A 22,673-nucleotide genomic window follows, 5' to 3' on the forward strand; every position below is an offset into this window, starting at 1 on the left:
GGGCTCCCACAGATCGGGCGATGCAGATCAGCGCCGCAGCACCTGGCGGCAATCGGACTGGCGATCCTGCCAGCCCCGGCGTTCAAGCTCGGGCACCTCGTGCAATTCGGCCGGGCGACCGATGCACAGATAGCCGATGAACCGCCAGTCGTCGGGCACATCCAGCAGCGCCACCACTGGTGCCGGGTCCAGTATCGACACCCAGCCCACCCCGATGTCATAGGCACGCGCCGCAAGCCACAGGGTGTGGATCGCCAGCACCGCCGAATAGGCCACCGTCTCGGGCATTGTCCGCCGGCCCAGCCCGTGACCCTGGTCGGGGTCGTCGACGGCAAACACCGCAATCTGCACCGGCGCGCGGTCCAGCCCTTCCAGCTTCAGCGCCTGATAGGCGGCACGGCGCTGATCGTCCTGCGCGCCGGCCGCATCGGCATTGGCGCGCAGCACTTCCGCGCGCACGGCCGCGCGGGTTTCCGGGCGGTCGACCATCACGAACCGCCAGGGCTGCGAATTGCCCACCGATGGCGCCAGGCAGGCCAGATCCAGCAGATGCTCGACCAGATCGTCGGGCAACGGATCGGTCAGGAACTGGCGGACATCCCGACGCCAGCGCAGCAGGGTTTCGAAGCCGTCCCGGAAATGCTCGTCGAAATCAGGGTGGGCCGGGTCGTTCATCGCTCACCGCCCATCCACGATCAGGCCGCGACGCACGCGGAACTGGGTGCCGTCATCCATGCGGTGCAAGCCGTCTTCCAGCCGCCGGCGTGACCCGTCGGGCATCATCAGCGTCGCCTGCATCCGGAATTCGGTGGCATAGCGCGCCGGTCCGATCATGACCGCGCGCCCGTCCGACAGCAACCGGACAACCGTGTTGGGTGGCAAGGGTGGCGGTGCTTCCGGCGTCAAGGTGCCATCGGCCGGCGGCACGGCACCCGGTGCCGCCGGCTGCATCGGCATGCCGGGCACGGAGGGGCTGACAGGGGCGGAGCGAGCCGGCTCGCGCGACCGGTCGGGCGGAATCTGCGCCAGAACCGGCATAGTCGCCATCAGCCCGACGGCCATGGCGAAACATGCGATCAGGGTGAAGCGGGCACGAAGCAACATCGGGGGCAGGACCATTCCGAACGGGGCAAGGGCCAGATGTGACGGGTCGATGGCGACCCCACACCATGCCCGGACCCGACACCATGCCGGCCGGCCGGGGTTCCATCAACCAGAGATCAACTCTAGATATTGTCTCGACGGATGATCTGCAAGCGCTCGATGATGTCGTCGGCCTCGTCATCATCCGCGCCGGCATCAAAGATCAGCCGGCTGTCGGGCAACAGAACCCGCACGGTCGTGCCCTGGCCCGGCTGGCTTTCAAGCAGCACCTCGCCGTCATGCAGGTCGACCATCGCCTTCACCAGTGACATCCCGAGGCCGGTGCCCTCGTAACGGCGCGACAGTGAACTGTCGATCTGCTCGAACGGCTGGAAGACCCGTTGAATGTCTTCGGCCGCGATGCCGATGCCGGTATCGGCGACATAGATCTCGATCGTGCCGCCAGCGCCGCCGGTTCCATGATGGTGGCGCACGCCCAGTTCCACGCGCCCTCCCGGGTCGGTGAACTTGACCGCGTTCGACAGCAGGTTCAGCAGAACCTGGGTCAGCTTGCGTTCATCGGCGCGAACCTCGGCGTTGCGCAACGGTTCCGGCAGGTCGACCACCAGATCCAGCCCGCCGCGACGCGCACGCTCGGCCACCATCCGGCGGCTGCGCTCCAGCAGGAAGCGGATCGGCACCTCGGCATTCTCGACCGCCAGCTTGCCGGCCTCTGCCTTCGACAGGTCCAGGATGTCGTTGATCAGCGACAGAAGATGCTGGCCCGACTGGCGGATATCGGCGACATATTCCTCCTGCTTGGCACTCAGCGGCCCGAACAGGCCGGATTGCAGCATCTCCGAGAAGCCCAGAATGGCATTGAGCGGCGTGCGCAGTTCGTGGCTCATATTGGCCAGGAATTCGGCCTTGCTGCGCGCCGCCGCCAATGCGGCATCACGCGCCAGGCTCATCCCCTCGGCCAGTTCCACCAGCCGCGCGGTCTGTTCCTCCAGGCGTTCGCGCGTGTCCTGCAGCTCATGCAGGTTTTCTTCCAGCTGCCGTTCCTTGACCTTGATCGCGGTGGCATCGACATGCACGCCCACAACCAGCCCGCCGGTCATCAGCCGCTCGCGGATCTGCAGCCAGCGGCCGTCGACATTGCGTTGATCGAGGATGCCGGTCGGATTGCGGTGCTTGCGGACCCGCTCGGCGATCCAGGCCTCACGCTCGGTCAGCCCCACATCGATGCGCCCGGAATCGATCTCCTCGCGCAGCATGTCGACAAACGCGGTGCCCGGACGGGTCAGATGCATCGGCACGCCATAAAACTCGCGATACCGGCTGTTGCAGAACACCAGCCGGTCTTCGGCATCGAACAGCACCAGCCCCGCCGACATCGCATCCAGCGCCTCGTCCAGCACCCGGTGGCTGCGCTCCGCCGCCTGGGTCTCGCGCCGCTGGTCCGAAATATCGACCAGGGTCCAGGCCACACGGTCCAGGGCATGATCGGTGTGCCGGTCGGCCACCGCCGCCAGGCGCAGCCAGCGGCCATCGCCCGCGGCGCCGATCTGGCATTCCACCGACAAGCGGTCGCGCAGTCCGCGCCGCATCTCGTCCAGAAGCGCCGTCACCCGCGCGCCTGCCATGCCCAGCCGCGACAGGAACACCTCCAGCGACAGGGTACCATCGCCATCCGCGATCAGCGCCACAGCCCGGGCATTGGCGATCCGCACCCGTCCATCCGGATCCGTGACCAGCAGGCCCACCTCGGCCGCCTCCACGGCCAGCCCCACCGGCGCCTCGGCCTGGATGGCGGGCGGCGTGGTGGCGGTGTCGTCACCGGCTGAGGCCGCCTGATCGAGCGTGATGGCAACGCCGCACATGGTGATGCCGCCCGAGCCCGAGACCGCGCGTGCCCCCAGGGCGACGACCAGATTGCCCGCCGTCCAACTGCGCGGGCCGCCGGTGGTCAGAGCGCGCAGCAGCACAGCCTCCAGATCATCGGCCGCAACCTGCGTCAGCCGGCATGCCAGCTCGTCCAGCCCCATCAGCCGGTGCGGCTCGTCGGTCAGATGCGCGGACGGCACCGGCGAGGCGCCGGTGGCCGCGGATGGCCGCTGCCAGATCATCACGAATGTCTGGCCCGGCTCCAGGCGCCGGGCGTCAGGCGACGCGCCATCCGCCACCGGCAGCATCTGGCCAGGCTGCCCCGTCGGGCCGGCCATCTCTGACTGAAGCGGCTCCGGGCGCCAGAGGTCCGGGCCACCTGTCTCGCTCACGGACGTTGTTTCGCCCATACCGTCGCTCACACCACCTCTGTCATCAGCTCGCCGCACATGGTCACGGAAGGGCGGTCCATACGGGGAGACAGCGCGATACTATGCCTGTCGCGCCCACATCACCACACGAACCGAACCAATAGGGGGGGCCAAAAGGACGCGGGGGGCGTCTCATCCGCTCAGGCCGCCCGATCGTCGGTGGCAAGACGGCTGATCAGATAGTCCAGATTGTCGCTGTCGATCCCTTCGACCTGGGTCAGAACCCGCTCGATCAGTGTAGAGCGGTATCTGAGCCGGTCGCCCGGACGACCATCATACTGCATTTCACGGGCAACGTCGATGGCCGCCATCATCGCATTCGCCAGCGGCGGCGGAATGCGGGCGGCATCGAGCAGCCGCATCAGCCCCTTGCGGCCCGGATCCTCGATCAGGCGCTGGGCATTGACCAGCGTCACACCGGCCAGCCGCGAAATGCCGCGATCGAAGAAGCCGCGATCGCCGATGCACAGCGCCCGGAACAGAATGGTCGGCGTCAGCCGGCGCGCCGCGTACAGCACGTCGACCAGTTCGTCCGGATCATCGGTGCCCGACGGGTCGATCAGGCCGATGACCGCACGCTCCCGCCCCGCCAGAGCCAGTCCCAGCGCCATGTCGGCCGGCACGTCGCTGCGCCGGACAAGCTGGCTGCGCAACCGGTCGGACACAACCGAGACCAGCCGCTCGCTGACCTTCACCGGCAGAACCGGTCGCGAGATGACTCCTTCCTGCACCGTCTCGTTCGCCGGAAAGCGGTCGATCGCGGTCATCAGCGCCGTTTCGGGAAGGTCGGCCCCGGGGTTGTTCACCACGGTCTCCACGGCCGCTTCCACACCGTGCGCCACGATGGTCTGGCTCAGTTCGGCCGAAATCTCGCGCCGCCGCGCCACGGCCTGCTGGGCGGCACCGGGCTGGGCACGCACGATCTCCATCAGATCGTCATCGGTCAGCGCTTCCGAGAATTCAAGGATCGGCGTCGCCACCGGCACCACGTCACGGGCCAGCGCATGCGCCACGTCATGCGGCACGCCGGGATTGTCCTTTAACGCCTCCGACAGCGCCGCGCGCACCCGCACCTCCGCGTCGCGCAGCATCAGCCGGAAAATATCCTCGGCAAGCCGGCGCTCGGCATCGGTCATTTCACCCCCGGCATGAACGGCGGCGACCTTGCGGGCCACGTCTTCGCGCCGCTCAGCCGTCGGTTCGGCCAAGAGACGGCGAATGTCTTCCTCGGTCAATTTCGACATCGACGACCTCCCAGGTCCGCTCTCATTCGCACTCTGTCATGATCCATGACCCTGTTCGTCTTGACAGACGTCCGGGCTGCGTAGCGTCCCGTTGCGGAGCGAACACTTGCAGTGTACGACATCACCGCGTCGGGCGCCACGCACGACGCGGATACCGGCAAGCGGGCGTGGCGCCGGGGGAGCGGGGGCCCGTCAGGCAATGCGGCGACAGGACGCACCAGCCCGCTGCATCATCTGCGCTAGATTGACCGTCGCGGCCAGACGGACCGGTCGGGGCAGCCGGATCGCCCGCCGCGTCACCGCCATAAACCGCGCGGGCACCGAATGTCCCGCCGAAAGACGTGAGGACAACAGTCATGTTCCATCCCCGGCACATCACCCGCCATTCCGTCACCAGAGTGCGGGCCGCCGCATTGGCCGCCGCCACACTCGCCGCACTGGCCACAGGCCCTGCCCTGGCCGATGGCGACGCCGCCAAGGGCGAGAAGATCTTCGCCCGGTGCAAGGCCTGCCATACCATCGAGGCCGGAGGCCCCAACCGGGTCGGCCCCAATCTGCACGGCGTGGTCGGCCGCGGCGCCGGAGAGGCTGACGGCTTCAAATATTCCAACGTCATGAAAGACAGCGGCATCGTCTGGACGCCGGAAAACCTCGATGCCTATCTGACGGCCCCGGCCAAGTTCCTCAAGGGCAATCGGATGAGCTTCGCAGGCCTTGCAAAAGCCGAGGACCGCGCCGACATCATCGCCTACCTGTCGGCCCAGAAGTAAACGCCCGGCCGCAACGCCGTGATCGTAGCCCCTTGACCACGACAACCCTTTGACCGCGACCCTGCCGTCTCAGATCCTGGACCGGCTGTGTGGTGCAATGCGCGCCCCGCAGCCGGCCACGGCCGATACCGCCGCCGCACTCGACGATGCGGTCGCTGCGGCACGCGCCTGCACGCTGTGCGCGCCCGCGCTGCCGCGCGGACCGCGGCCGGTGCTGCGCGCCCATGCCACCGCGCGCATCCTGGTCGTGGGTCAGGCCCCCGGCACCCGCGTTCATGAGACCGGCATTCCCTGGAACGACCCCAGCGGCGACCGGCTGCGCGACTGGATGGGGATCGACCGCGCCGTGTTCTACGATGCGGATCGCGTGGCGATCATTCCGATGGGGTTCTGCTATCCGGGCCGTGGCGCCGGCGGCGATCTGCCGCCCCGACCCGAATGCGCCCCGGCATGGCATCCGCGCCTGCTGCCGCATCTGCCCGACCTGCGGCTGATGGTGCTGGCCGGCGCCTATGCCGTGGGTGCCTATGCCCGCCCGCTGCTGGGCGCCGGAATGGCCCGGGGTCCCCTGTCGGACGTGATCGCCGCCTGGACACAACTGCCGGCCACCGTCATGCCCCTGCCCCACCCGTCGCCCCGCAACCGCCGCTGGCTGAGCCAGCGGCCATGGTTCGACACGACCGTGGTGCCGGAACTGCGCCGGCGGGTCGCGGCCGCGCTCGACAGCTAGTCACCGTGGCGCGCCACCCAGCGCGCGACATCGGCCCACACCACCGGCGCGTTCAGGTCGCGCAGCAGCATGTGCCAGCCCTGCGGATAGGTGTGGATCTGCACGGCCGTGCCACCGCCCGCGGTCAGACGCTCGCGGAAATTCTGCACCGCCCGCCGCGGCAGAACCTGTTCATTGCGGCCATACAAGGCCAGAACCGGCCTGTCGATATGATCGGCGGCGGTGGTTGCCTGTTCCATCAGATCGACCAGACCATAGATCGCATCGGCGCGGGTGGTCTTCAGAACCAGCGGGTCGCGCCCCAGCGCATACAGCATCGCCAGATTGTCCGACGGCCGGATGTCCAGCCCGCCCCCGTCCAGCGGCAGCCATGGCGCGATATGGGCGGTCGACCACAGCATCCAGCGTTGATACGGCTCCAGCGTCGACCAACCCCAGACCGCCGGCGCCACCAGCACCAGACCTGCGGGGCGTGCCTCGGGCGGCAGTTGATCTGCGACACGGGCATTGGCGGCGATGACCACAGCCCCGCCCATGCTTTCGCCCATCCAGATCAGCGGCAGCCCCGGATGGCGCGCCGCGATGACCCGCGTGGCATCTTCCAGGTCATGGACCAGCGCATCGGTGCCGGGCCAGATACCCGCACGCGGCGCCTGACCGAAGCCGCGCTGGTCATAGGCATAGGTCTCGATGCCCTCCGTGGCCCAGACCGGTGCCGGCAGGGCGAAGGCGCGACGATAATCGTTGAAGCCATGCAGGGCGATCACCACCGCACGGGTGGGCGTGCCGGCAGGTGGCCGCCAATGCCACATCGGCAGCACCGTGCCATCCGCCACCTGAAGCCGCGCCGCAACCGGCTCGATCCCGGCCGCCGCCGATATCGCGGCCGGGCTTGAGGGCTCGGCCAGCACCAGTCGCGCCTCCTGCCAGGCGACCGATGCGGCCTCGGGCGAGCGATGGCGATGGCGCAGCGATGCCGGCGGCAGAACGCCGGCGGCATCGCCATAGGCCACGGCCGGCAGAGGATCGGGCTCGATCTGGACGTCATGACGCTCAGGGCCGCGGCCGATGCTGAGCGGCGCGCAGCCAGCCGCCGCAGCGGCAGCAAGAAACAGCGCCAGCATCAGCGGCGCGCCCTTGCGAAAGACGCGGCGCCCGCATGGGGCGACGCGCACCCGATCTGCCATGTCACAGGTCACCGGCCGTCATAGACGGGCTTGCGTTTGGCAAGGAAAGCACCGAGACCCGCATCGAAATCGGCCGTGCGGCTGGATGCGACAAAGGCTTCGTGTTCGCGCGCAAGCTGCTGCCCCAGCGGATTGTCGAGGCTTTCCGACACCAGCCGGCGGGTGCGGGCATAGGCCAGCGTCGGCCCCGCCGCCAGCTTCGCCGACAGCTTCGCCGCTTCGGCCGGCACCTCGGCCGCGGGCACGATCCGGTTGACCAGCCCCCAGGCCCGGGCGGTTTCGGCATCGACCGGTTCGTTCAGCAGCAGCATTTCCATGGCGAGCTTCGGCCCGATCAGCCGGGGCAGCGCGAAGGTCGATCCGCCATCAGGGCTGGTGCCGATACCGGTATAGGCCATCACCAGCTTGGCTTCCGACGCCATCACCACCAGATCGCAGGCCATCGCCAGCGACACGCCGGCACCGGCCGCAACACCGTTCACGCCCGCGACGATCGGCTTCGACAGCCGCGCCATCAGCAACACGATGTCATGGAATGCCGCAACAAGCTGGTTGGCGCGGTGGGGCCGCTCGGCGCCCGTGGCGTCATACAGATGCGACAGGTCGCCGCCGGCCATGAAGGCACGGCCCGCACCGGTCAGCAGCACCGCGCGCACGCCCGCATCGCCATCGACGGACAGAAAGGCTTCAAGCAGATCCGCCCCCATCGCCGGGTTGAAGGCGTGCAACACCTCCGGACGATTGAGCGTGATGGTCGCAACGCCGTCCGCCACCGCGAGGGTGACGGTTCCGGACCCGATCGGGCGGGCGGTATCGGTCATGGCACAGGGTCTCCGAACAGGGGCACATGATCAATGCGTCGGCAGCGAACCGACGCATTGATCATCGACTTCAGGTGGACAACATTACCAGCAGCACAACGCGCCGTCAGCGCGAGACGCGCCGCCGGTTCAGCGGGCGACGTTCTCGTAGAGAACCGCCATGCCCTGACCCGCACCCATGCACATCGACACGATGGCATAGCGCTGGCCGGTGTTCACCAGATGGTTCATCGCAACGATGGTCATCCGGGCGCCGGTCGCTCCGGGGGGGTGGCCGATCGAAATGCCGCTGCCGTAAAGATTGGTCACGTCGCGCGGCACGCCAAGCTTTGCCTCGGCATGCAGATTGACCGCGGCGAAGGCCTCGTTGATCTCGTAATAGTCGATGTCCGACACCTTCAGCCCGCGCTTGTCGAGCAGCGCCTGGATCGCGGGCACCGGGCCACAGCCCATGATCCGCGGCGGCACGCCGACGATCGCCCAGTCGACCAGCCGTACCACCGGCGCCACGCCCTCGGCTTCGAGGGCGGCACGATCGCCGACCACCACGAAGGCCGAGCCGTCGGTGACACCGCTGGAATTGCCCGGCGTCACCCGACCGCCCTTGCGGAACACCGGATTGAGCTTCGCCAGCTTTTCAAGCGTCACATCCGGACGCGGGAACTCGTCCATATCCATGATGCGGGTCTTGCGGCCCTCGCGCACCTCGATCGGCTTGATTTGGGCGGCCAGGAAGCCGCTGGTCATCGCCGCGCCGGCCCGCTGCTGGCTCATCAACGCCCATTCGTCCATGGCCTCGCGGGTATAGCCGCAATCATCCGCCAGGTTCTCGGCCGTCTCGCCCATCAGCTCGCGGCTGAACGGGTCGCGGTACGCCCAGTCGAGGGTGTCGATCACCTCGCCGGGGCCGCGCTTCATGCCCCAGCGCGCGCCGGTCATGACATAGGGACCACGGCTGAAATTCTCGCCGCCGCCGGCAAGCGCCATGCGCCCATGGCCTGAGACGATCTGTTCGGCCGCACTCAGAATAGCCTGCGTGCCCGACCCGCAGGCCCGGCTGACATTCAGCGCGGCGCTCTCGATCGGCATGCCGATCTTGAGCGCGATGGCCCGGCTGGCGAAATAGCCGTCATGGTCCACCGGCAGCACATTGCCCCAGACCAGATGGTCCATCTTCTCGGGCCCGATTCCCGCCTTTTCCAGGCAGGCCGTGGCCGCGTGGGCGCCGAGCTCGACCATCGGCACGTCCTTCAGCGACTTGCCGTAGTCGCCGAACGGCGTGCGCATGCCGCCGGCCAGCACGATCTCGGTCATCGGTTTCTCCCTTGTGTTCTGATTGGTGGATCATCGATCGGACACGCGATCGACGGCGCATGCCATCATACCCGCATGCTGCACGGCCCTGAGCATCAGGCAGGCGGCACGTTCGGGCAACCCTGTTGATCGATGCATCCCGTTGGGCGATTTTGCGCCCGAGCCTACTTCAAACAAACGAGTGTTTGAAGTAGGCTGCCGGTCACGCCGCATCCGGCGGCTTCGCCTGTCGCCATCAACCGAGAGACCCCGCCGATGACCGAGATCCGCAACCGCCGCATCATTCTGGCCTCGCGCCCTGTCGGCATGCCGACCACCGACAACCTGCCGATCGACACCGTCACCCTGCCGGCACCCGGCGCCGGCGAGATGGTGGTGAAAGTGCTGTACCTGTCGCTCGACCCCTATATGCGTGGCCGCATGGATGCGTCCAAATCCTATGCGGCGAATGTGGCGCTGGGCGATCCGATGGTCGGTGGCGCCGCCGGACGGGTCATCGCGTCCAACAATCCGAAGTTCAAGGACGGCGACTATGTCTTCGGCATGTTCGGCTGGCAGGAATATGCCTTGTCGAACGGCGCCGGAGTGCGCAAGCTCGACCCTGCGCAGGCGCCGATCACCACCTCGCTGGGCGTGCTGGGCATGCCCGGCATGACCGCCTATGTCGGTCTGCTCGACAAGGGACGCCCGAAGGCCGGCGAAACGGTGGTGGTGTCGGCCGCGAGTGGCGCGGTCGGCGGGCTCGTGGGCCAGATCGCTAAAATCAAGGGTTGCCGGGCGGTCGGCATCGCCGGCGGTCCGCAGAAATGCGCCTATGTGGTCGATGAACTGGGCTTCGATGCCTGCGTCGATTACAAGGCCGATGACTTCCGCGAGAAACTGAAGGAAGCCGTGCCGGCCGGCATCGACGTCTATTTCGAGAATGTCGGCGGCGCCGTTTCAGAAGCCGTGATGACGCGGATGAACGACTTCTCGCGCGTCGCACTGTGCGGCTTGATCGCGCATTACAATGATACCGGCGCCGCCGAGGGCGTCGACCGCCTGCCCCGCTTCATGTTCTCGATGCTGGCCAAGCGGATGAGCCTGAACGGCTTCATCGTCAGCGATCATCCGGAACGCGCCGGCGACTTCTTCAAGGACATGACCGCCTGGGTCCGCGACGGTCAGGTGCGGTATCGCGAAGATATCGTGTCCGGCGGCCTCGACAAGACTGTCGAGGCTTTCCAGGGGCTTCTCACCGGCCGCAACTTCGGCAAGCTGATCATGCAGATCGCCGAAGACACGACTGCCTGACCGGCAGAACATAACCTTTGATTGTATGAAATCTGGCCCTCTGCCTGTCGCCATGACGGCGATAGCGGAGGGTCAGTTTTGTTTCTCCCGTTAAAGTTGCATTTGTCGCGGCACTCTGCCTGTTTATGAGGGATGCGGCATCTTTTACCGGCGCCATCTCGTAAGATCGGTGGATCATCCACAACAGGTGGCTTCATAGTGAAGGTGACCTTCACCGACGCGAAGAGCCGACACCGACGATGACGATCCGACGCCTGCCCCGCCTGCAGATCGTTCAACGCCCGGCACACCCGACCCCATCCATGACCATCATCCCGACCATGGCTGCGAGGTGCCGATGAACCGCAACCTGTCGCTTCCGCCCCCCATCGGAGCGGCCGGCCCGATCGATCCGGAGACGGCAGTGGCGATCCCCACTGCCGGCGACGCAGGCATGGTGGCCGCGGAAGCCGTGCTGATGGCCGCGACCGACGCCATGGTGCTGACCGACAGCAGCCGGCAGACGGTCGTGCTCAACGATGCGGCACGCCGCCTGCTCGGCAGCGACCGCATGCGGCTGAACTTCGGCCGCATGGCAGCCCTGGTGCGGGGCCTGCGCCAGCGATCACCCGACGACAGCCGGCTGATGGCCCATTTTCAGGCGCTGACGGCCGATCCGGCCCGAAGCTGCCGATCGGACATTCAGTTGCGCGGCCTGATCCCTCAGATTCTGGCGGTCACATCACGACCGGCCTCGGCCGATGGCCGGCTTCAGATCTGGGTGATCCGCGATCAGTCGGACGCCATACGGGTTGCCGCCAACTGCCGCAGTTGTGCAAGCGACGCCCGCGCGATCCATGACGCGCTGCTGGCCCGCACCGAGGCGATGAGCCGGGCACGCACCGCGGCCGAGGCCGCACGCGCGGGTGCCGAGCGTGTCAGCCGGGCCAGAACCGAGTTCATGGCTCATCTGAGCCACGAGCTTCGCACGCCCCTGAACGCCATTCTGGGCTTTTCGGAGGTGATCGCCCGCGAGATGATGGGGCCGGCCGGCAGCCCGACCTATGTCGATTACGCGCGCAGCATTCATACCAGCGGCACCGAACTGCTGTCGTTGATCGACGACATCCTCGACCTGTCGCGGATCGAGACCGGACGGCTGCCGATCAGGCCGGAACCGATCGATCTGTGCGGGCTGGTCCGTCGCATCTGCGACAGCCGGGCCCATGCGGTGGCTGATGATCGTGCGGCGGATCATGATCAGGCGGTCGTGCAGACCGACCTGCCGGACCACCCGGTGATGATCATTGGCGACACTGCCGCCCTTGCCCGCGCCATCAGCCACCTTCTGGATACCGCCCTGCGCGCGGCGCCGCCGGCATCACCCGTCATCATCCAGGTCACGCAGTCGCGGCATCGGACCGACATCGCCATCATCGATGGTGGTTCGGTGATGACGGCGGTCGAGATCGAAAACGCCCTGGCCGCCTTCGGCGATACCGACAGCCTGATCGCGCGCGGCGGCCGTGGCCGCGGATTGGCGCTGTCGGTGGCGCAGGCGCTGGTGCGGCTGCAGGGCGGCACGCTCGACATCGCGCCGCGCGACGAGGGCGGCATGGTCACCCGCATTCATTTCCCCCTGGCCGCATCCTGAACCGGTACCGCCGAGATCGGGACAATCGTCATTGCATATCCGACCCGGGATCGGGCGCGCGCTCGTCGTCGACCGCCTTGAAACCCAGACGGTCGCCTTCTGCGGTGACGATGGTCAGGCGGTTGCCGTCGACCAGCGCCTGGCGGGCGGAAAGCAGCCCGTCGATCAGATCCATCTCGGCATCTGTCACCGCCGCCGGGCAGGCCATGCGGGTGGCACCGATACCGCCGAAGCGCAGGCTTCCCTCCAGATCGTCGACGCCGCGCTGATAGCGGCCGAACATCCGGTTGCAGGGGCCGCGCGCGCTCATCCGGCCGTCATCATGGAACCGCAGCCGTGCCGACGCCGCCGCCGGAGCCGCCGGATCGGGCGCCCAGACGGTTCCGACGAACGGCAGATCGGGCCGCGCACTGCCCTGTCCCTGCGTGCCATCGCCCATGCCGGCGCAGGCGCCCAGCGCCAGCGGCAGCAGCACGGCGGTCATCAGCCGGCCCGGCCGGCGTCGAAGACGTGTTTCATGGGCGTGTGCGGGCATCGGCTGTTCCTTGACACAGAGACGGCGGCGGTGGGGGACGGCGGCGGTGGGGGACGGCGGCGGCACGGCATGACATCTGCCGCGCCGACCGGCACTCTGCCCGCATGCGCCCTATCCGCCCAGCGGCAATCGCGTGTCAGCCACGCAAGCCCCGCCGTCAGACCGGGACCGGGTCGGTCACCACATCGAAATCGACCGGCATCGGCCCCGGGCGCCGCAATGGCGGCCGGTTGACGCCGATGGGCCGGGGGTGGCGCGGATCGGTGGCACGTTCCGGGGCGGTGCTGGTCGGCGTCTGCGTCGTCATGGCCGCAGGTTCCTTGTGTTGGGCAGACATCGGTCGGGTCATCCTTGGGCAGGCCGGCAATCATCGCCGGATCGGTCGGGTTTCGGTCGTCGACCGGTCGCCATCGACTGGTTCGGAAGGCGGCCCTGACATGAAAAACGGCCGCCTTCGTTTCCGAAGGCGGCCGTCGATATCGGGGTCTGGTCGATCTGCCTGTCAGATCCGCGCACCCGTTCGATTGGCCACCCCGGAAGGGCTCCACCAATAGAACGTAAACGAGACAGAGGCGATTGACCTGGACATGGGCGTCAGTCTGGCGCCCTGCGACGGCCCCGTCAAGCCCCGGTGATGCGGCATCACCTCCCGCCCATCACCGCCCACCTGTCACCATCCGCCCCGGGCGAGCCAGCGATCCAGCATGGCCATGCGGTCCCATCCCCAGAACGGCTCGCCATCGACCAGGAAGAAGGGCGACCCGAAGACGCCGCGCGCCACCCCCTCATCCGAGACCTGTTTCACCCGCGCCTTCACATCATCCTGCGCCATGCCGGCGGCGACGGCGCCGGCATCCAGGCCCCGGCGCGATGCAACCTCCGCCACCACCTCAACGCGGGTCATGTCGAGGTTCTGGGCGTAATAGGCGTGGAACGCGTCCTTGGCGAACGCGATCGCCGCCGCCGGGTCGCGGCCCTCGATCCAATAGAAGGCGCGGCTGGCCGGCAGGGCCACGATCGGGTGGCCTGGCGGCAGCCGAAAGGTCAGGCCGGTTTCACGGGCGATCCGCGCCCAGTCGCGGCGGGCATAATCGCCCTTGATCGGGGTGCCGCTCAGCCCCCGCATGCCCGTCGCCTTGAAGGCGACGCCCAGCATATATGGACGCCAGATCACCCGCCGGCCATGCGCCGCCGCCAGGGCATCGATGTTTTGGGCCGCGAAATAGGCATAGGACGAACTGAAATCGAACCAGAATTCCACAGGGGCCAGGTCATCGACAGAGACCGGGTCAACGCCAGGGCTCTCGCCGGCAGGGTTCGAGGCAGGATTGGAGACAGCATCGGTCATGGGCGCAATCCATCGCGGAAGGTGATCGATCAGACGGATGTTCTATCATGCCGGATCACCTGCGGCAAAACCCCACCATCCGCGGCGCCGACGGTGTTCTGCTCAGACCCCCCCTCAAGACGGCCATGACCTCAGGCGGCGTTTTGGCGTAGGCTGCTGCAGACATGATCACAGACATCGGCAGTTTGGAGACAGGTACACCATGCGTCTCGTCCGTTACGGCCCCGCGGGGCATGAACGCCCTGGCATGATCGCCCCCGACGGCACCCTGCGCGATCTGAGCGCTGTGCTGGACGATATCGGGCCGGCGACCCTGACCATCGAGACCCTGGACCGGCTGCGGGCGATCGATCCGTCGACCTTGCCGCCGGTCAACGGCGTGGCGCGGCTGGGGCCGTGCATCGCGCGTCCGGCCAAGTTCATCGGCATCGGTCTGAACTATCGCGATCATGCGGCCGAAAGCGGCATGGCGCTGCCGACCGAGCCGGTGGTGTTCCAGAAGGCATCAAGCTGCATTGCCGGCCCCGACGACGATCTGATGCTGCCGCCCGAGGCCGTGAAGACCGATTGGGAAGTGGAACTGGGCGTGGTGATCGGCCAGCGCCTGAAACGGATCGACGACGCGGAGGCCCTGGCCGGTGTCGCCGGCTATTGCGTGGTGAACGACATCTCTGAGCGTGGATTCCAGTTGGACCGCGGCGGGCAGTGGACCAAGGGCAAGTCTGCCGACGGCTTCGGCCCGGTGGGCCCATGGCTGGTCACCGCCGACGAGATCCCGGACCCGCAGGCTCTGCGGCTGTGGCTGTCGCTGAACGATGAACGGCGCCAGGACGGCACCACGGCCGACATGGTGTTCGGCGTGGCCCGGATCATCGCCTATCTCAGCCAGTTGATGACCCTTGAGCCAGGTGACCTGATCTGCACCGGCACACCTGCCGGTGTCGGCATGGGCGCGCGGCCGCAACGGTTTCTCAAGGCAGGCGATCGTATGGTCCTGGAAGTTGAGCGCCTTGGCCGCCAGACCATTCGGGTCCATCAGGATTGACATCTTGGATGGGCGGCGCTGCACATGCCGCGCATGACCATGCCGCAATGCACGCTCAACGGTGGACGACGCCACTGGCGGACGTCTACAATTTGATCCATCGTGGATCTGGGCGGGCGGAAATCTACCCTCGGTTATAGCGCTTCTGCCAGCGGCATGACCGATCTCAGCCGGACCGACGCGGAACGGGCCAATCCGGGCCACGATGCCCGTCAGTCTTTTCAAGGTGATGGCATGCGCGGACGGGTGCTTGCGATAGCCCTGACGCTGGCGACGCTGATCGGGGCGTTGCCGGTGGCCGGCAGCCTGTGGGTTGCCTGGGGCTCGGCGAACCGTGCCAGAACCGACATGCTGGACGGCGCGGTCCACGAGATGCTGGCCCGTTACAACCGCATGAGCACCGAAATCGACCAGGTCTTCCATGACCTCTCCAGCCTGCCGCTGGCCGAGGCCTGCGAGCCTGTGGGGCTGATGCGATTGCGCGCCGCGGCATATTTCTCGCACGGCGTGCGGGAAGTGGCGGTCATTGAAGACGGACGCATTCTGTGCACGGGTGCCGGCAAGTCGGATATGCCGGCGTCGCTGCCCTTGCCCGACATGTCGGAGGGCGATGTCAGGATCTGGTACGACCGGGTGCCGCCGGGCGTGCGGGCGCCGGCCAGCGACGTTGCCCGATCGACCGTCATCGCCCGCAACGGCTTCGCGCTGTTTCTGGATACCGAGCAGATCTACGATCTTGTGCTGACCGATCCGCGCACGGTTCTGAGCATGGTGTCGCTGACCAGCCGCCAGGTGATGGGCGTGCGGTCGCGGCCCGAACGGGCCATGCTGTCGGATATGGTCGACCGCTTCCGCACCGATCCGCCGCCCCGGTCGCTGCGGGTCGGTAACCGGTTGATCGTGGCGGCCCCGACCGCGGACGGCTCCGCCATGGCGCTGGCGGCACAACCGATCGACGTGGTGCTGGAAGCCTGGCGGCAGCAGGCGGTGCCACTGGGCCTGCTGGGCCTGACCAGCGGCGCGATCATCTTCTGGCTGATCCTCACCCTGGCGCGACGCGGCGACACCATGGGTGCCCGTATCCGACGCGGGTTGGCGCGCGGGGAATTCCGGGTGGTCTATCAACCGATCGTGCGGTTGAGCGATGGCGCCTGCCTGGGAGGCGAGGCGCTGGTGCGCTGGCAGCAGCGCGATGGCACCATGATTTCGCCGGACCGTTTCATTCCGGTCGCCGAGGCCGAGGGCCTGATCGAGCGCCTGACCGATCAGATCATCGAGCATGTCTTCGCGGATATCGGCGAATTCCTGGCCGAACGGCCGACGGTGTGGATTGCCATCAACCTGTCGGCGCCGGATGTCGAGAGCGACCGGGTGCGTGGCCGGCTCGACCGGCTGCGCAAGACCCATGGCGTCGCCGCCGGCCAGATCGTGCTTGAGGCAACCGAGCGGACGCTGATCGATGCCCGCCGCGCGCAGAGTTCGATGCGCAGCTTCCGCGATGCCGGCTATCGGCTGACCATCGACGATTTCGGCACCGGCTATTCCAGCCTGGCCTATCTGGCCACCCTGCCCGTCGACGGGCTGAAGCTGGACAAGACCTTTGTCGACAGCATCGGCAGCGGCACGGCGGCCGACGATGTGATGGGCCATATCCTGTCGCTGGCCGCGACCCTGGGGCTGGACGTCGCGGCCGAGGGGATCGAACACGGCGCCCAGGCGGATTACCTGATCGCGCGCGGCGTGACCTATGGCCAGGGCTGGCTGTTCGCCCGCGCCATGGAGGCCGAGACGTTCGGCGCCTATGTCGACGGACGCATGGCCGTGGCAGGGCCTCCCTCTCGACGCCGGCGCGCCTGAACAACCGGCGTGGCGGGCCCGGCGACAGCCGGTCATGCCGCCCCCCGTTCGACCTTTCCCTCGCGCAGCACGCGTGTTCCTCCCCCGAAGGAGCATTTCTTCATCCAAAATGTCGTTACATTGGCGAGTTTCATACTATCATGACGTTCATGACGCATAAGACGTCACACCCGGACCGTGCAGGACCGATGATAAACGGCATCCACACCATGAGTTGCCGAAAGCCCAACCCAGTCCCCGTACATAAGAGGTCATCCAGGATGCGTGACGCCCTCAACAGCTTGAAGCACCCGCGCGCGCTTGAGCCCGCGGCTGTGCCGCAGGTTTCTCCGCGCAGCGAGCGTCGAGACATCGAAACCGAAATCAATCAGGCGATCGGCCGGCGCATCCGCGCCCTCCGTCTTGCCCGTGGTCTCAGTCAGGAAGCGTGCTCCAGCCGATTGGGGATCAGCTTTCAGCAGTTGCAGAAATACGAAAAGGGACAGAACCGCATCAGCGCGTGTTCGCTCTATCGCCTGGCAGGCATTCTGGAAGTGCCTCCATCATCACTTCTGGACAAGCTCGACGACGGCCCGAAGGTGTTGCGCCGCAACCGCATCAGCCGGGGCATGATCGAAGCCAGCAGCCGGCTCGCCTCGATTTCCGACGCCACGGCGCGGCGGGCGATCACCGATCTCATCAGCGCGCTCAGCGCGACCGATGGCATCGATGACGACACCGACATGGACGCGGACGCCAGCGCCATGCACTGACCACATACGGCCACCCGTCCGCCATAAGGTGCACCCGGCATGCCACGCATGCCGGGTGCTTTGTCGTGATGCGCAGACGGTGCCGCCGCTTGGCCCTCGCCTGACGGCGTGCCGGCCGCTACCATGACGCGACGGCGTGCAGGCTTGCCCGACCGCCGGCAACTATCGAGGCTCCGCCGCTTAAAATGCGTGCATAATATGAACCTTGGCTAAAGTTTGCGCAGAAAATCCTCGCCCACCCCCTGACAGCCGGGGTGTCAGCCGTCTGTCGCCCGGTCCGAAACCTATCCGATCGGTCAGGCAAAAAGCGCTTGCAGGCAACGGGTTGAACCTCGATCGTAAAAACAGGTGCACCCTTGGCCCAAGGATTGCACAACGAGGCCCGGACAGGGGCCGACAAACAACAGCGACGGACCGGTTGCGCGGAAGGGAGAACTCCGCCGCCGACACCGTCGCGGGGCCAACTCGTGAGGCCGAGACCACGCATGGCAGGACCGATGACACTCGACACGACCGGCAACAAGGCACCCCCGGCCGGTCAGGCCGGCACACCCATGGCCGCTCGCGCGGCCGGCCCCGATGCCGCGCGCACCGGATCGGACGGTGCCGCCGTTTCCGCGCGCCGGCTGTCGCTGGTCTATCAGACGGCGGACCAGCCGGTGCATGCCCTTCAGGATGTCGACATCGATATCCGGCCCGGCGATTTCGTGTCGCTGATCGGCCCGTCCGGATGCGGCAAGACCACGCTGCTGCGGGTGATCGCCGATCTGGAACAGCCGACCGGCGGCAGCATCACGGTTGCCGGCCGGACGCCCGACGAGGCACGCCGCGACCGCGCCTATGGCTATGTCTTTCAGGCACCGGCGCTGATGCCCTGGCGGACGGTTGAACGCAACGTCATGCTGCCGCTGGAACTGGCCCGACGGCCCAAGGCCGAACGGCAGGCGATCGTGCGTGAAAAACTGGCCCTGGTCGGGCTTGACGGCTTTGCGCGCAAATATCCGTGGCAATTGTCCGGCGGCATGCAACAGCGCGCGTCGATCGCGCGGGCGCTGTCGTTCGCCCCTGAACTGCTGCTGATGGACGAACCCTTCGGCGCGCTGGACGAAATCACCCGCGATCATCTTAATCTGGCGCTGAATGCACTCTGGCGTCAGACCGGCCTGACCTGCGTCTTCGTGACCCATTCGATCGCCGAGGCAGTGTTCCTGTCGACCCGGATCATCGTGATGAGCCCGCGCCCGGGCAAGATCCTGGAGGAAATCACCTGCGACCTGCCGGCGGAACGCACGCTCGAAATGCGCGAATCGGCCGAATTTCAGCGGGTGGCGGCCCTGGTGCGCGCCGGTCTCGCCAAGGGTCACTCCTATGACTGACCTTGGCGCCGCACTGCCGCCCACCGGCCGGCACCGCCTGTGGCGCGCCGCCGCCGATCGTTCCGCCAATATCGTACCGGTGCTGACGGTGGCGGCGCTGGTGATCGCGATCTGGTATCTGGGCGCCTTCATCCTCAACAGCCCGCAGGCCATCGAGCAGTTGAACCGCCAGGGCATCGCCAGCCCGACGACCGGCCAGGTTCTGACCGAGGCCTTCGGCCAGCGCCGCCCGGTGCTGCCGACCCCCGATCAGGTTCTGGTCGAGATCGTCACCTCATCGACCGAACGGCCGGTCGGCAATGTCCGCAACCTGCTGACCCATGCCATCGCCACCGCCCAGTCGACCTTGGCCGGCTTCGTGCTCGGCACCATTCTTGGCATGACGCTCGCCATCGGCATGGCGGCGCTCCGGCCGCTTGAGCGCGGCGTGCTGCCCTGGATCGTCGCATCCCAGACCGTGCCGATCCTGGCGATCGCGCCGATGGTGGTGGTGGTGCTGGGCAATCTGGGCTTCACCGGCCTGCTGCCAAAGGCCGTGATCTCGATGTATCTGTGCTTCTTCCCGGTCGCCATCGGCATGACCAAGGGGCTGCGTTCGGCCGATCCGCTGCATATGGACCTGATGCATTCCTATGATGCCAGCCCGCTGCAGGTGTTTCTGAAGCTGCGCCTGCCCACCTCGCTGCCCTATCTGTTCGCCAGCCTGAAGGTGGCCATCGCCGCCGCCCTGGTCGGCGCGATCGTGGGCGAGCTGCCGACCGGCGGACAGGCCGGGCTGGGCACGCGCCTGCTCGCCGGGTCGTATTACGGTCAGACCACCCAGATCTGGGCGGCGCTGATCGCGGCCTCGGTTCTGTCGGCCCTGCTGGTTCAGGCGGTGGCACTGGTCGAGCGGGTGGTGATCGGCCGCAGCGGAGGTGTCCGATGACCCGGTCACCCGTCTCACGCTCCATCGATCTTGCCGGCGGCGCTCTGCTGCTGGCGGCCCTGCTGCTGCCGCTGACCGACACCGACAGCGGCATGTGGGTGATGGATGCGGGGCTGCCCGCCGGGATCATGCTGCTGGCGCTGATCCCGTTCATCTCGGCCGCCCGGCGGCCACAAGGCTCAACGGCGCGCGGACCGCTGGTGCTGGCTGGCGCGCTGCTCGGCGCCGTGGCCACCATCGCCGCCCTGCGCACCGGCGCGGTGGCCTTCGGCACAGCCGGCCCCGGCTTCACCCTGGCGGGGATCGCCGTGATGCTGGCCGCCACCCGCGGCATCGCCCTGGTCGCCCGGCTGCCCGAGGCATCGGCTGCCGCCCGGATCCTGCCGCCCGCCGCCCTGGGCCTGACCCTGCTTTACGCGTGGGAGGCGGGCTGCATCGGCTTCGGCGTGCCGCCGGTGCTGCTGCCGCCGCCCAGCGCGATCGGCTCGGCCTTCGTCAACGGCCTGCCGGTGCTGTGGGCCGATTTCATCCAGACGGTGTGGAAGGGCGCGCTGCGCGGCTATCTGATCGGCTGCACCGCCGGCATCCTGCTGGGGGTGGCGGCGGACCGGGTGGCGTTTCTGCGCCGGGGTCTGCTGCCGGTCGCCAATCTGATGAGTGCGGCCCCTATCGTTGGCATCGCGCCGATCATGGTGATGTGGTTCGGGTTCGACTGGCCGTCGAAGGCGGCGGTGGTGGTGGTGACCACGCTGTTTCCGATGCTGGTCAACACCCTGGCGGGCCTGTCGGCCACCACCCGCCAGGAACTGGATCTGATGCGGTCTTACGGCGCCGGACATCTGACGACGCTGATCGTCGCACGGCTGCCGAACGCATTGCCCTTCCTGTTCAACGGGCTGAAGATCAGCGCGACGCTGGCGCTGATCGCGGCGATCGTCGCCGAGTTCTTCGGAACGCCTGTTGTGGGCATGGGCTTCAGGATCAGCACCGAGGTGGCGCGGATGAATGTCGACGTGGTCTGGGCAACGATCCTGGTGGCGGCTCTGGCCGGATCGGGCGCCTATGGGCTGCTGTCGGCGATCGAACGCCGCCTGACATTCTGGCATCCGGCGATGCGCGGCCGTTGAGACGGACCGCCTGTCGCCCGCGATACACCCGGTTGCGGTCTCAACGAGGCTTCGGCCGCGGCCGGGTGACATTCAGGGGAGCCGCCCCCGCTGCCGACCACAGAGGTCAACCCCCGACGGCGGCAGCGCGGGGCCACGCATGACGACGAGGGAGACGAGAATGAAGACGCTCAAGACCCTCCTGACCGGATCGGTCGCAGGCATCGCCCTGGGACTGGCCGCGATGGGTTCGAGCCAGGCGGCCGACGCCTTGACCCTGCAGCTCAAATGGGTCACCCAGGCACAGTTCGCCGGGTATTACGTCGCCAAGGAGAAGGGCTTCTATGACGAAGCCGGTCTCGACGTGACCATCAAGGCCGGCGGCCCCGACATCAATCCCTCGCAGGTGATCGCCGGCGGCGGCGCCGATGTTGTGGTCGACTGGATGCCTTCGGCTCTGGCTACCCGCGAGAAGGGCGTGCCGCTGGTCAACATCGCCCAGATCTTCCAGCAGTCGGGCATGATGCTGACCTGCCGCAAGGACAGCGGCATCAAGACACCGGCCGATTTCAAGGGCCATACCCTTGGCGTCTGGTTCGGCGGCAACGAGTATCCGTTCCTGTCGTGGATGTCGACGCTGGGCTACAAGACCGAAGGCCCCGATGCCGATATCACGGTTCTGAAGCAGGGCTTCAACGTCGACCCGATCCTGCAGAAGCAGGCCTCCTGCGTGTCGACCATGACCTATAACGAATACTGGCAGATCCTGGATGCCGGCCTGCCGGCCGATGAGCTGATCACCTTCAAGTATCAGGACCAGAACGTCGCGACGCTGGAAGACGGCCTGTACACGCTGGAAAAGAGCCTGGCCGACCCGGCGATGGTCGACAAGCTGGCCCGTTTCGTGAAGGCCAGCGTCAAGGGCTGGGAATATGCCGCGGCCAATCAGCCGGAAGCGGTGGAGATCGTGCTCGACAACGACACGACCGGCGCCCAGACCGAAGAACATCAGGCCCGCATGATGCAGGAAGTCGCCAAGCTGCTCGCCGGCTCGGACAAGGGCATGGGTTATCTGGCGCCTGAAGACTTCAAGCGCACGGTCGAGGTGTTGATGGGGGCGGAGTCCGCGCCGGTCATCACCAAGGACCCGGGCGATGCCGCCTGGACCCATGCGGTCTATGACAAGGCGATGTGATCGCGCATCGGTCCATCTGACCGCGCATGCCGACCGGACATGCACGATGCCGCCCCGGATCATCCGATCCGGGGCGGCTCGTTTTAGGGTATACCATGGCAGGTGACAGGACGGCATCAGCGCAGGAGACCACCGACG

21 protein-coding genes are annotated in these 22,673 nt (G+C 67.3%); 11 read left to right on the forward strand and 10 right to left on the reverse strand.

Annotated elements, in window-relative coordinates; all coding sequences use genetic code 11:
* Positions 1-27 precede the first annotated feature (27 nt).
* The 4 genes from bluB to spbR all read right to left on the reverse strand — a co-directional run bounded on the left by bluB (position 28) and on the right by spbR (position 4,645).
* Positions 28-675 carry a 5,6-dimethylbenzimidazole synthase gene (bluB, locus tag WG924_RS13165; RefSeq protein ID WP_345933498.1) on the reverse strand — a complete coding sequence of 216 codons (648 nt, stop codon included), beginning with the start codon at positions 673-675 and terminating at the stop codon, positions 28-30.
* Between the two features lie 3 nt (positions 676-678).
* Positions 679-1,104, reverse strand: a complete 426-nt coding sequence (locus WG924_RS13170) for a hypothetical protein (RefSeq protein WP_345933499.1) — start codon at positions 1,102-1,104, stop codon at positions 679-681.
* 122 nt (positions 1,105-1,226) lie between these two features.
* A complete protein-coding gene (locus WG924_RS13175) occupies positions 1,227-3,308 on the reverse strand; it encodes a sensor histidine kinase (RefSeq protein ID WP_345933500.1) in 2,082 nt (693 codons plus the stop codon).
* A gap of 233 nt (positions 3,309-3,541) precedes the next feature.
* Positions 3,542-4,645, reverse strand: coding sequence for a SpbR family protein (gene spbR, locus WG924_RS13180; protein WP_345933501.1), 1,104 nt, complete (start codon positions 4,643-4,645; stop codon positions 3,542-3,544).
* Between the two features lie 356 nt (positions 4,646-5,001).
* Between spbR and WG924_RS13185 the strand changes: the two genes are divergently transcribed.
* Positions 5,002-5,415, forward strand: a complete 414-nt coding sequence (locus tag WG924_RS13185) for a c-type cytochrome (protein ID WP_345933502.1) — start codon at positions 5,002-5,004, stop codon at positions 5,413-5,415.
* A 97-nt stretch (positions 5,416-5,512) separates the two neighbouring features.
* Complete coding sequence (locus WG924_RS13190) at positions 5,513-6,145, forward strand: uracil-DNA glycosylase family protein (protein ID WP_372045159.1); 633 nt, start codon at positions 5,513-5,515, stop codon at positions 6,143-6,145.
* On the opposite strand, the gene WG924_RS13195 is transcribed toward WG924_RS13190, so the two are convergent.
* The 3 genes from WG924_RS13195 to WG924_RS13205 all read right to left on the reverse strand — a co-directional run bounded on the left by WG924_RS13195 (position 6,142) and on the right by WG924_RS13205 (position 9,467).
* Positions 6,142-7,332, reverse strand: a complete 1,191-nt coding sequence (locus WG924_RS13195) for an alpha/beta hydrolase (protein ID WP_345933504.1) — start codon at positions 7,330-7,332, stop codon at positions 6,142-6,144. The genes WG924_RS13190 and WG924_RS13195 overlap by 4 nt on opposite strands.
* Positions 7,333-7,340: 8 nt before the next feature.
* Positions 7,341-8,153 carry an enoyl-CoA hydratase/isomerase family protein gene (locus WG924_RS13200; RefSeq protein WP_345933505.1) on the reverse strand — a complete coding sequence of 271 codons (813 nt, stop codon included), beginning with the start codon at positions 8,151-8,153 and terminating at the stop codon, positions 7,341-7,343.
* 129 nt (positions 8,154-8,282) lie between these two features.
* Positions 8,283-9,467 carry a thiolase family protein gene (locus WG924_RS13205; protein ID WP_345933506.1) on the reverse strand — a complete coding sequence of 395 codons (1,185 nt, stop codon included), beginning with the start codon at positions 9,465-9,467 and terminating at the stop codon, positions 8,283-8,285.
* A gap of 255 nt (positions 9,468-9,722) precedes the next feature.
* On the opposite strand from WG924_RS13205, the gene curA reads away from it, so the two are divergent.
* Complete coding sequence (curA, locus tag WG924_RS13210) at positions 9,723-10,760, forward strand: NADPH-dependent curcumin/dihydrocurcumin reductase (RefSeq protein ID WP_345933507.1); 1,038 nt, start codon at positions 9,723-9,725, stop codon at positions 10,758-10,760.
* A gap of 403 nt (positions 10,761-11,163) precedes the next feature.
* Positions 11,164-12,393 (forward strand): sensor histidine kinase, encoded by a 1,230-nt coding sequence (locus tag WG924_RS13215; RefSeq protein WP_345933508.1) that lies wholly within the window; start codon positions 11,164-11,166, stop codon positions 12,391-12,393.
* 28 nt (positions 12,394-12,421) lie between these two features.
* Here WG924_RS13215 and WG924_RS13220 read toward each other — a convergent pair whose 3' ends face one another.
* From WG924_RS13220 to WG924_RS13230, 3 genes are all read right to left on the reverse strand, one after another.
* Entirely contained in the window at positions 12,422-12,928 is a 507-nt protein-coding gene (locus WG924_RS13220) for an META domain-containing protein (RefSeq protein ID WP_345933509.1), read from the reverse strand.
* A 157-nt stretch (positions 12,929-13,085) separates the two neighbouring features.
* Positions 13,086-13,235 carry a hypothetical protein gene (locus WG924_RS13225; RefSeq protein ID WP_345933510.1) on the reverse strand — a complete coding sequence of 50 codons (150 nt, stop codon included), beginning with the start codon at positions 13,233-13,235 and terminating at the stop codon, positions 13,086-13,088.
* A 363-nt stretch (positions 13,236-13,598) separates the two neighbouring features.
* Positions 13,599-14,198: a 2-hydroxychromene-2-carboxylate isomerase gene (locus WG924_RS13230; protein ID WP_345933658.1), complete on the reverse strand. Its 600-nt coding sequence runs from the start codon at positions 14,196-14,198 to the stop codon at positions 13,599-13,601.
* A gap of 280 nt (positions 14,199-14,478) precedes the next feature.
* Here WG924_RS13230 and WG924_RS13235 point away from each other — a divergent pair, with 280 nt between their 5' ends.
* The 7 genes from WG924_RS13235 to WG924_RS13265 all read left to right on the forward strand — a co-directional run bounded on the left by WG924_RS13235 (position 14,479) and on the right by WG924_RS13265 (position 22,535).
* Positions 14,479-15,321 carry a fumarylacetoacetate hydrolase family protein gene (locus tag WG924_RS13235; RefSeq protein WP_345933511.1) on the forward strand — a complete coding sequence of 281 codons (843 nt, stop codon included), beginning with the start codon at positions 14,479-14,481 and terminating at the stop codon, positions 15,319-15,321.
* Positions 15,322-15,555: 234 nt separating this feature from the next.
* Complete coding sequence (locus WG924_RS13240) at positions 15,556-17,178, forward strand: EAL domain-containing protein (RefSeq protein WP_345933512.1); 1,623 nt, start codon at positions 15,556-15,558, stop codon at positions 17,176-17,178.
* Positions 17,179-17,438: 260 nt separating this feature from the next.
* Positions 17,439-17,930 carry a helix-turn-helix domain-containing protein gene (locus WG924_RS13245; protein WP_345933513.1) on the forward strand — a complete coding sequence of 164 codons (492 nt, stop codon included), beginning with the start codon at positions 17,439-17,441 and terminating at the stop codon, positions 17,928-17,930.
* A 554-nt stretch (positions 17,931-18,484) separates the two neighbouring features.
* The gene (locus WG924_RS13250; RefSeq protein WP_188576082.1) at positions 18,485-19,306 is read left to right on the forward strand and encodes an ABC transporter ATP-binding protein; all 822 of its coding nucleotides are present in this window, start codon (positions 18,485-18,487) and stop codon (positions 19,304-19,306) included.
* Positions 19,299-20,234 carry an ABC transporter permease gene (locus WG924_RS13255; RefSeq protein WP_345933514.1) on the forward strand — a complete coding sequence of 312 codons (936 nt, stop codon included), beginning with the start codon at positions 19,299-19,301 and terminating at the stop codon, positions 20,232-20,234. The genes WG924_RS13250 and WG924_RS13255 overlap by 8 nt, the downstream gene beginning before the upstream one ends.
* A complete protein-coding gene (locus WG924_RS13260; RefSeq protein ID WP_345933515.1) occupies positions 20,231-21,361 on the forward strand; it encodes an ABC transporter permease in 1,131 nt (376 codons plus the stop codon). Before WG924_RS13255 ends, WG924_RS13260 begins: the two co-directional genes overlap by 4 nt.
* 160 nt (positions 21,362-21,521) lie before the next feature.
* The gene (locus WG924_RS13265; RefSeq protein ID WP_345933516.1) at positions 21,522-22,535 is read left to right on the forward strand and encodes an ABC transporter substrate-binding protein; all 1,014 of its coding nucleotides are present in this window, start codon (positions 21,522-21,524) and stop codon (positions 22,533-22,535) included.
* The last annotated feature ends 138 nt before the right edge of the window (positions 22,536-22,673 follow it).

Origin of the sequence: Tistrella arctica (genome assembly GCF_039630945.1) — a bacterium.
Taxonomy (GTDB): domain Bacteria; phylum Pseudomonadota; class Alphaproteobacteria; order Tistrellales; family Tistrellaceae; genus Tistrella; species Tistrella bauzanensis.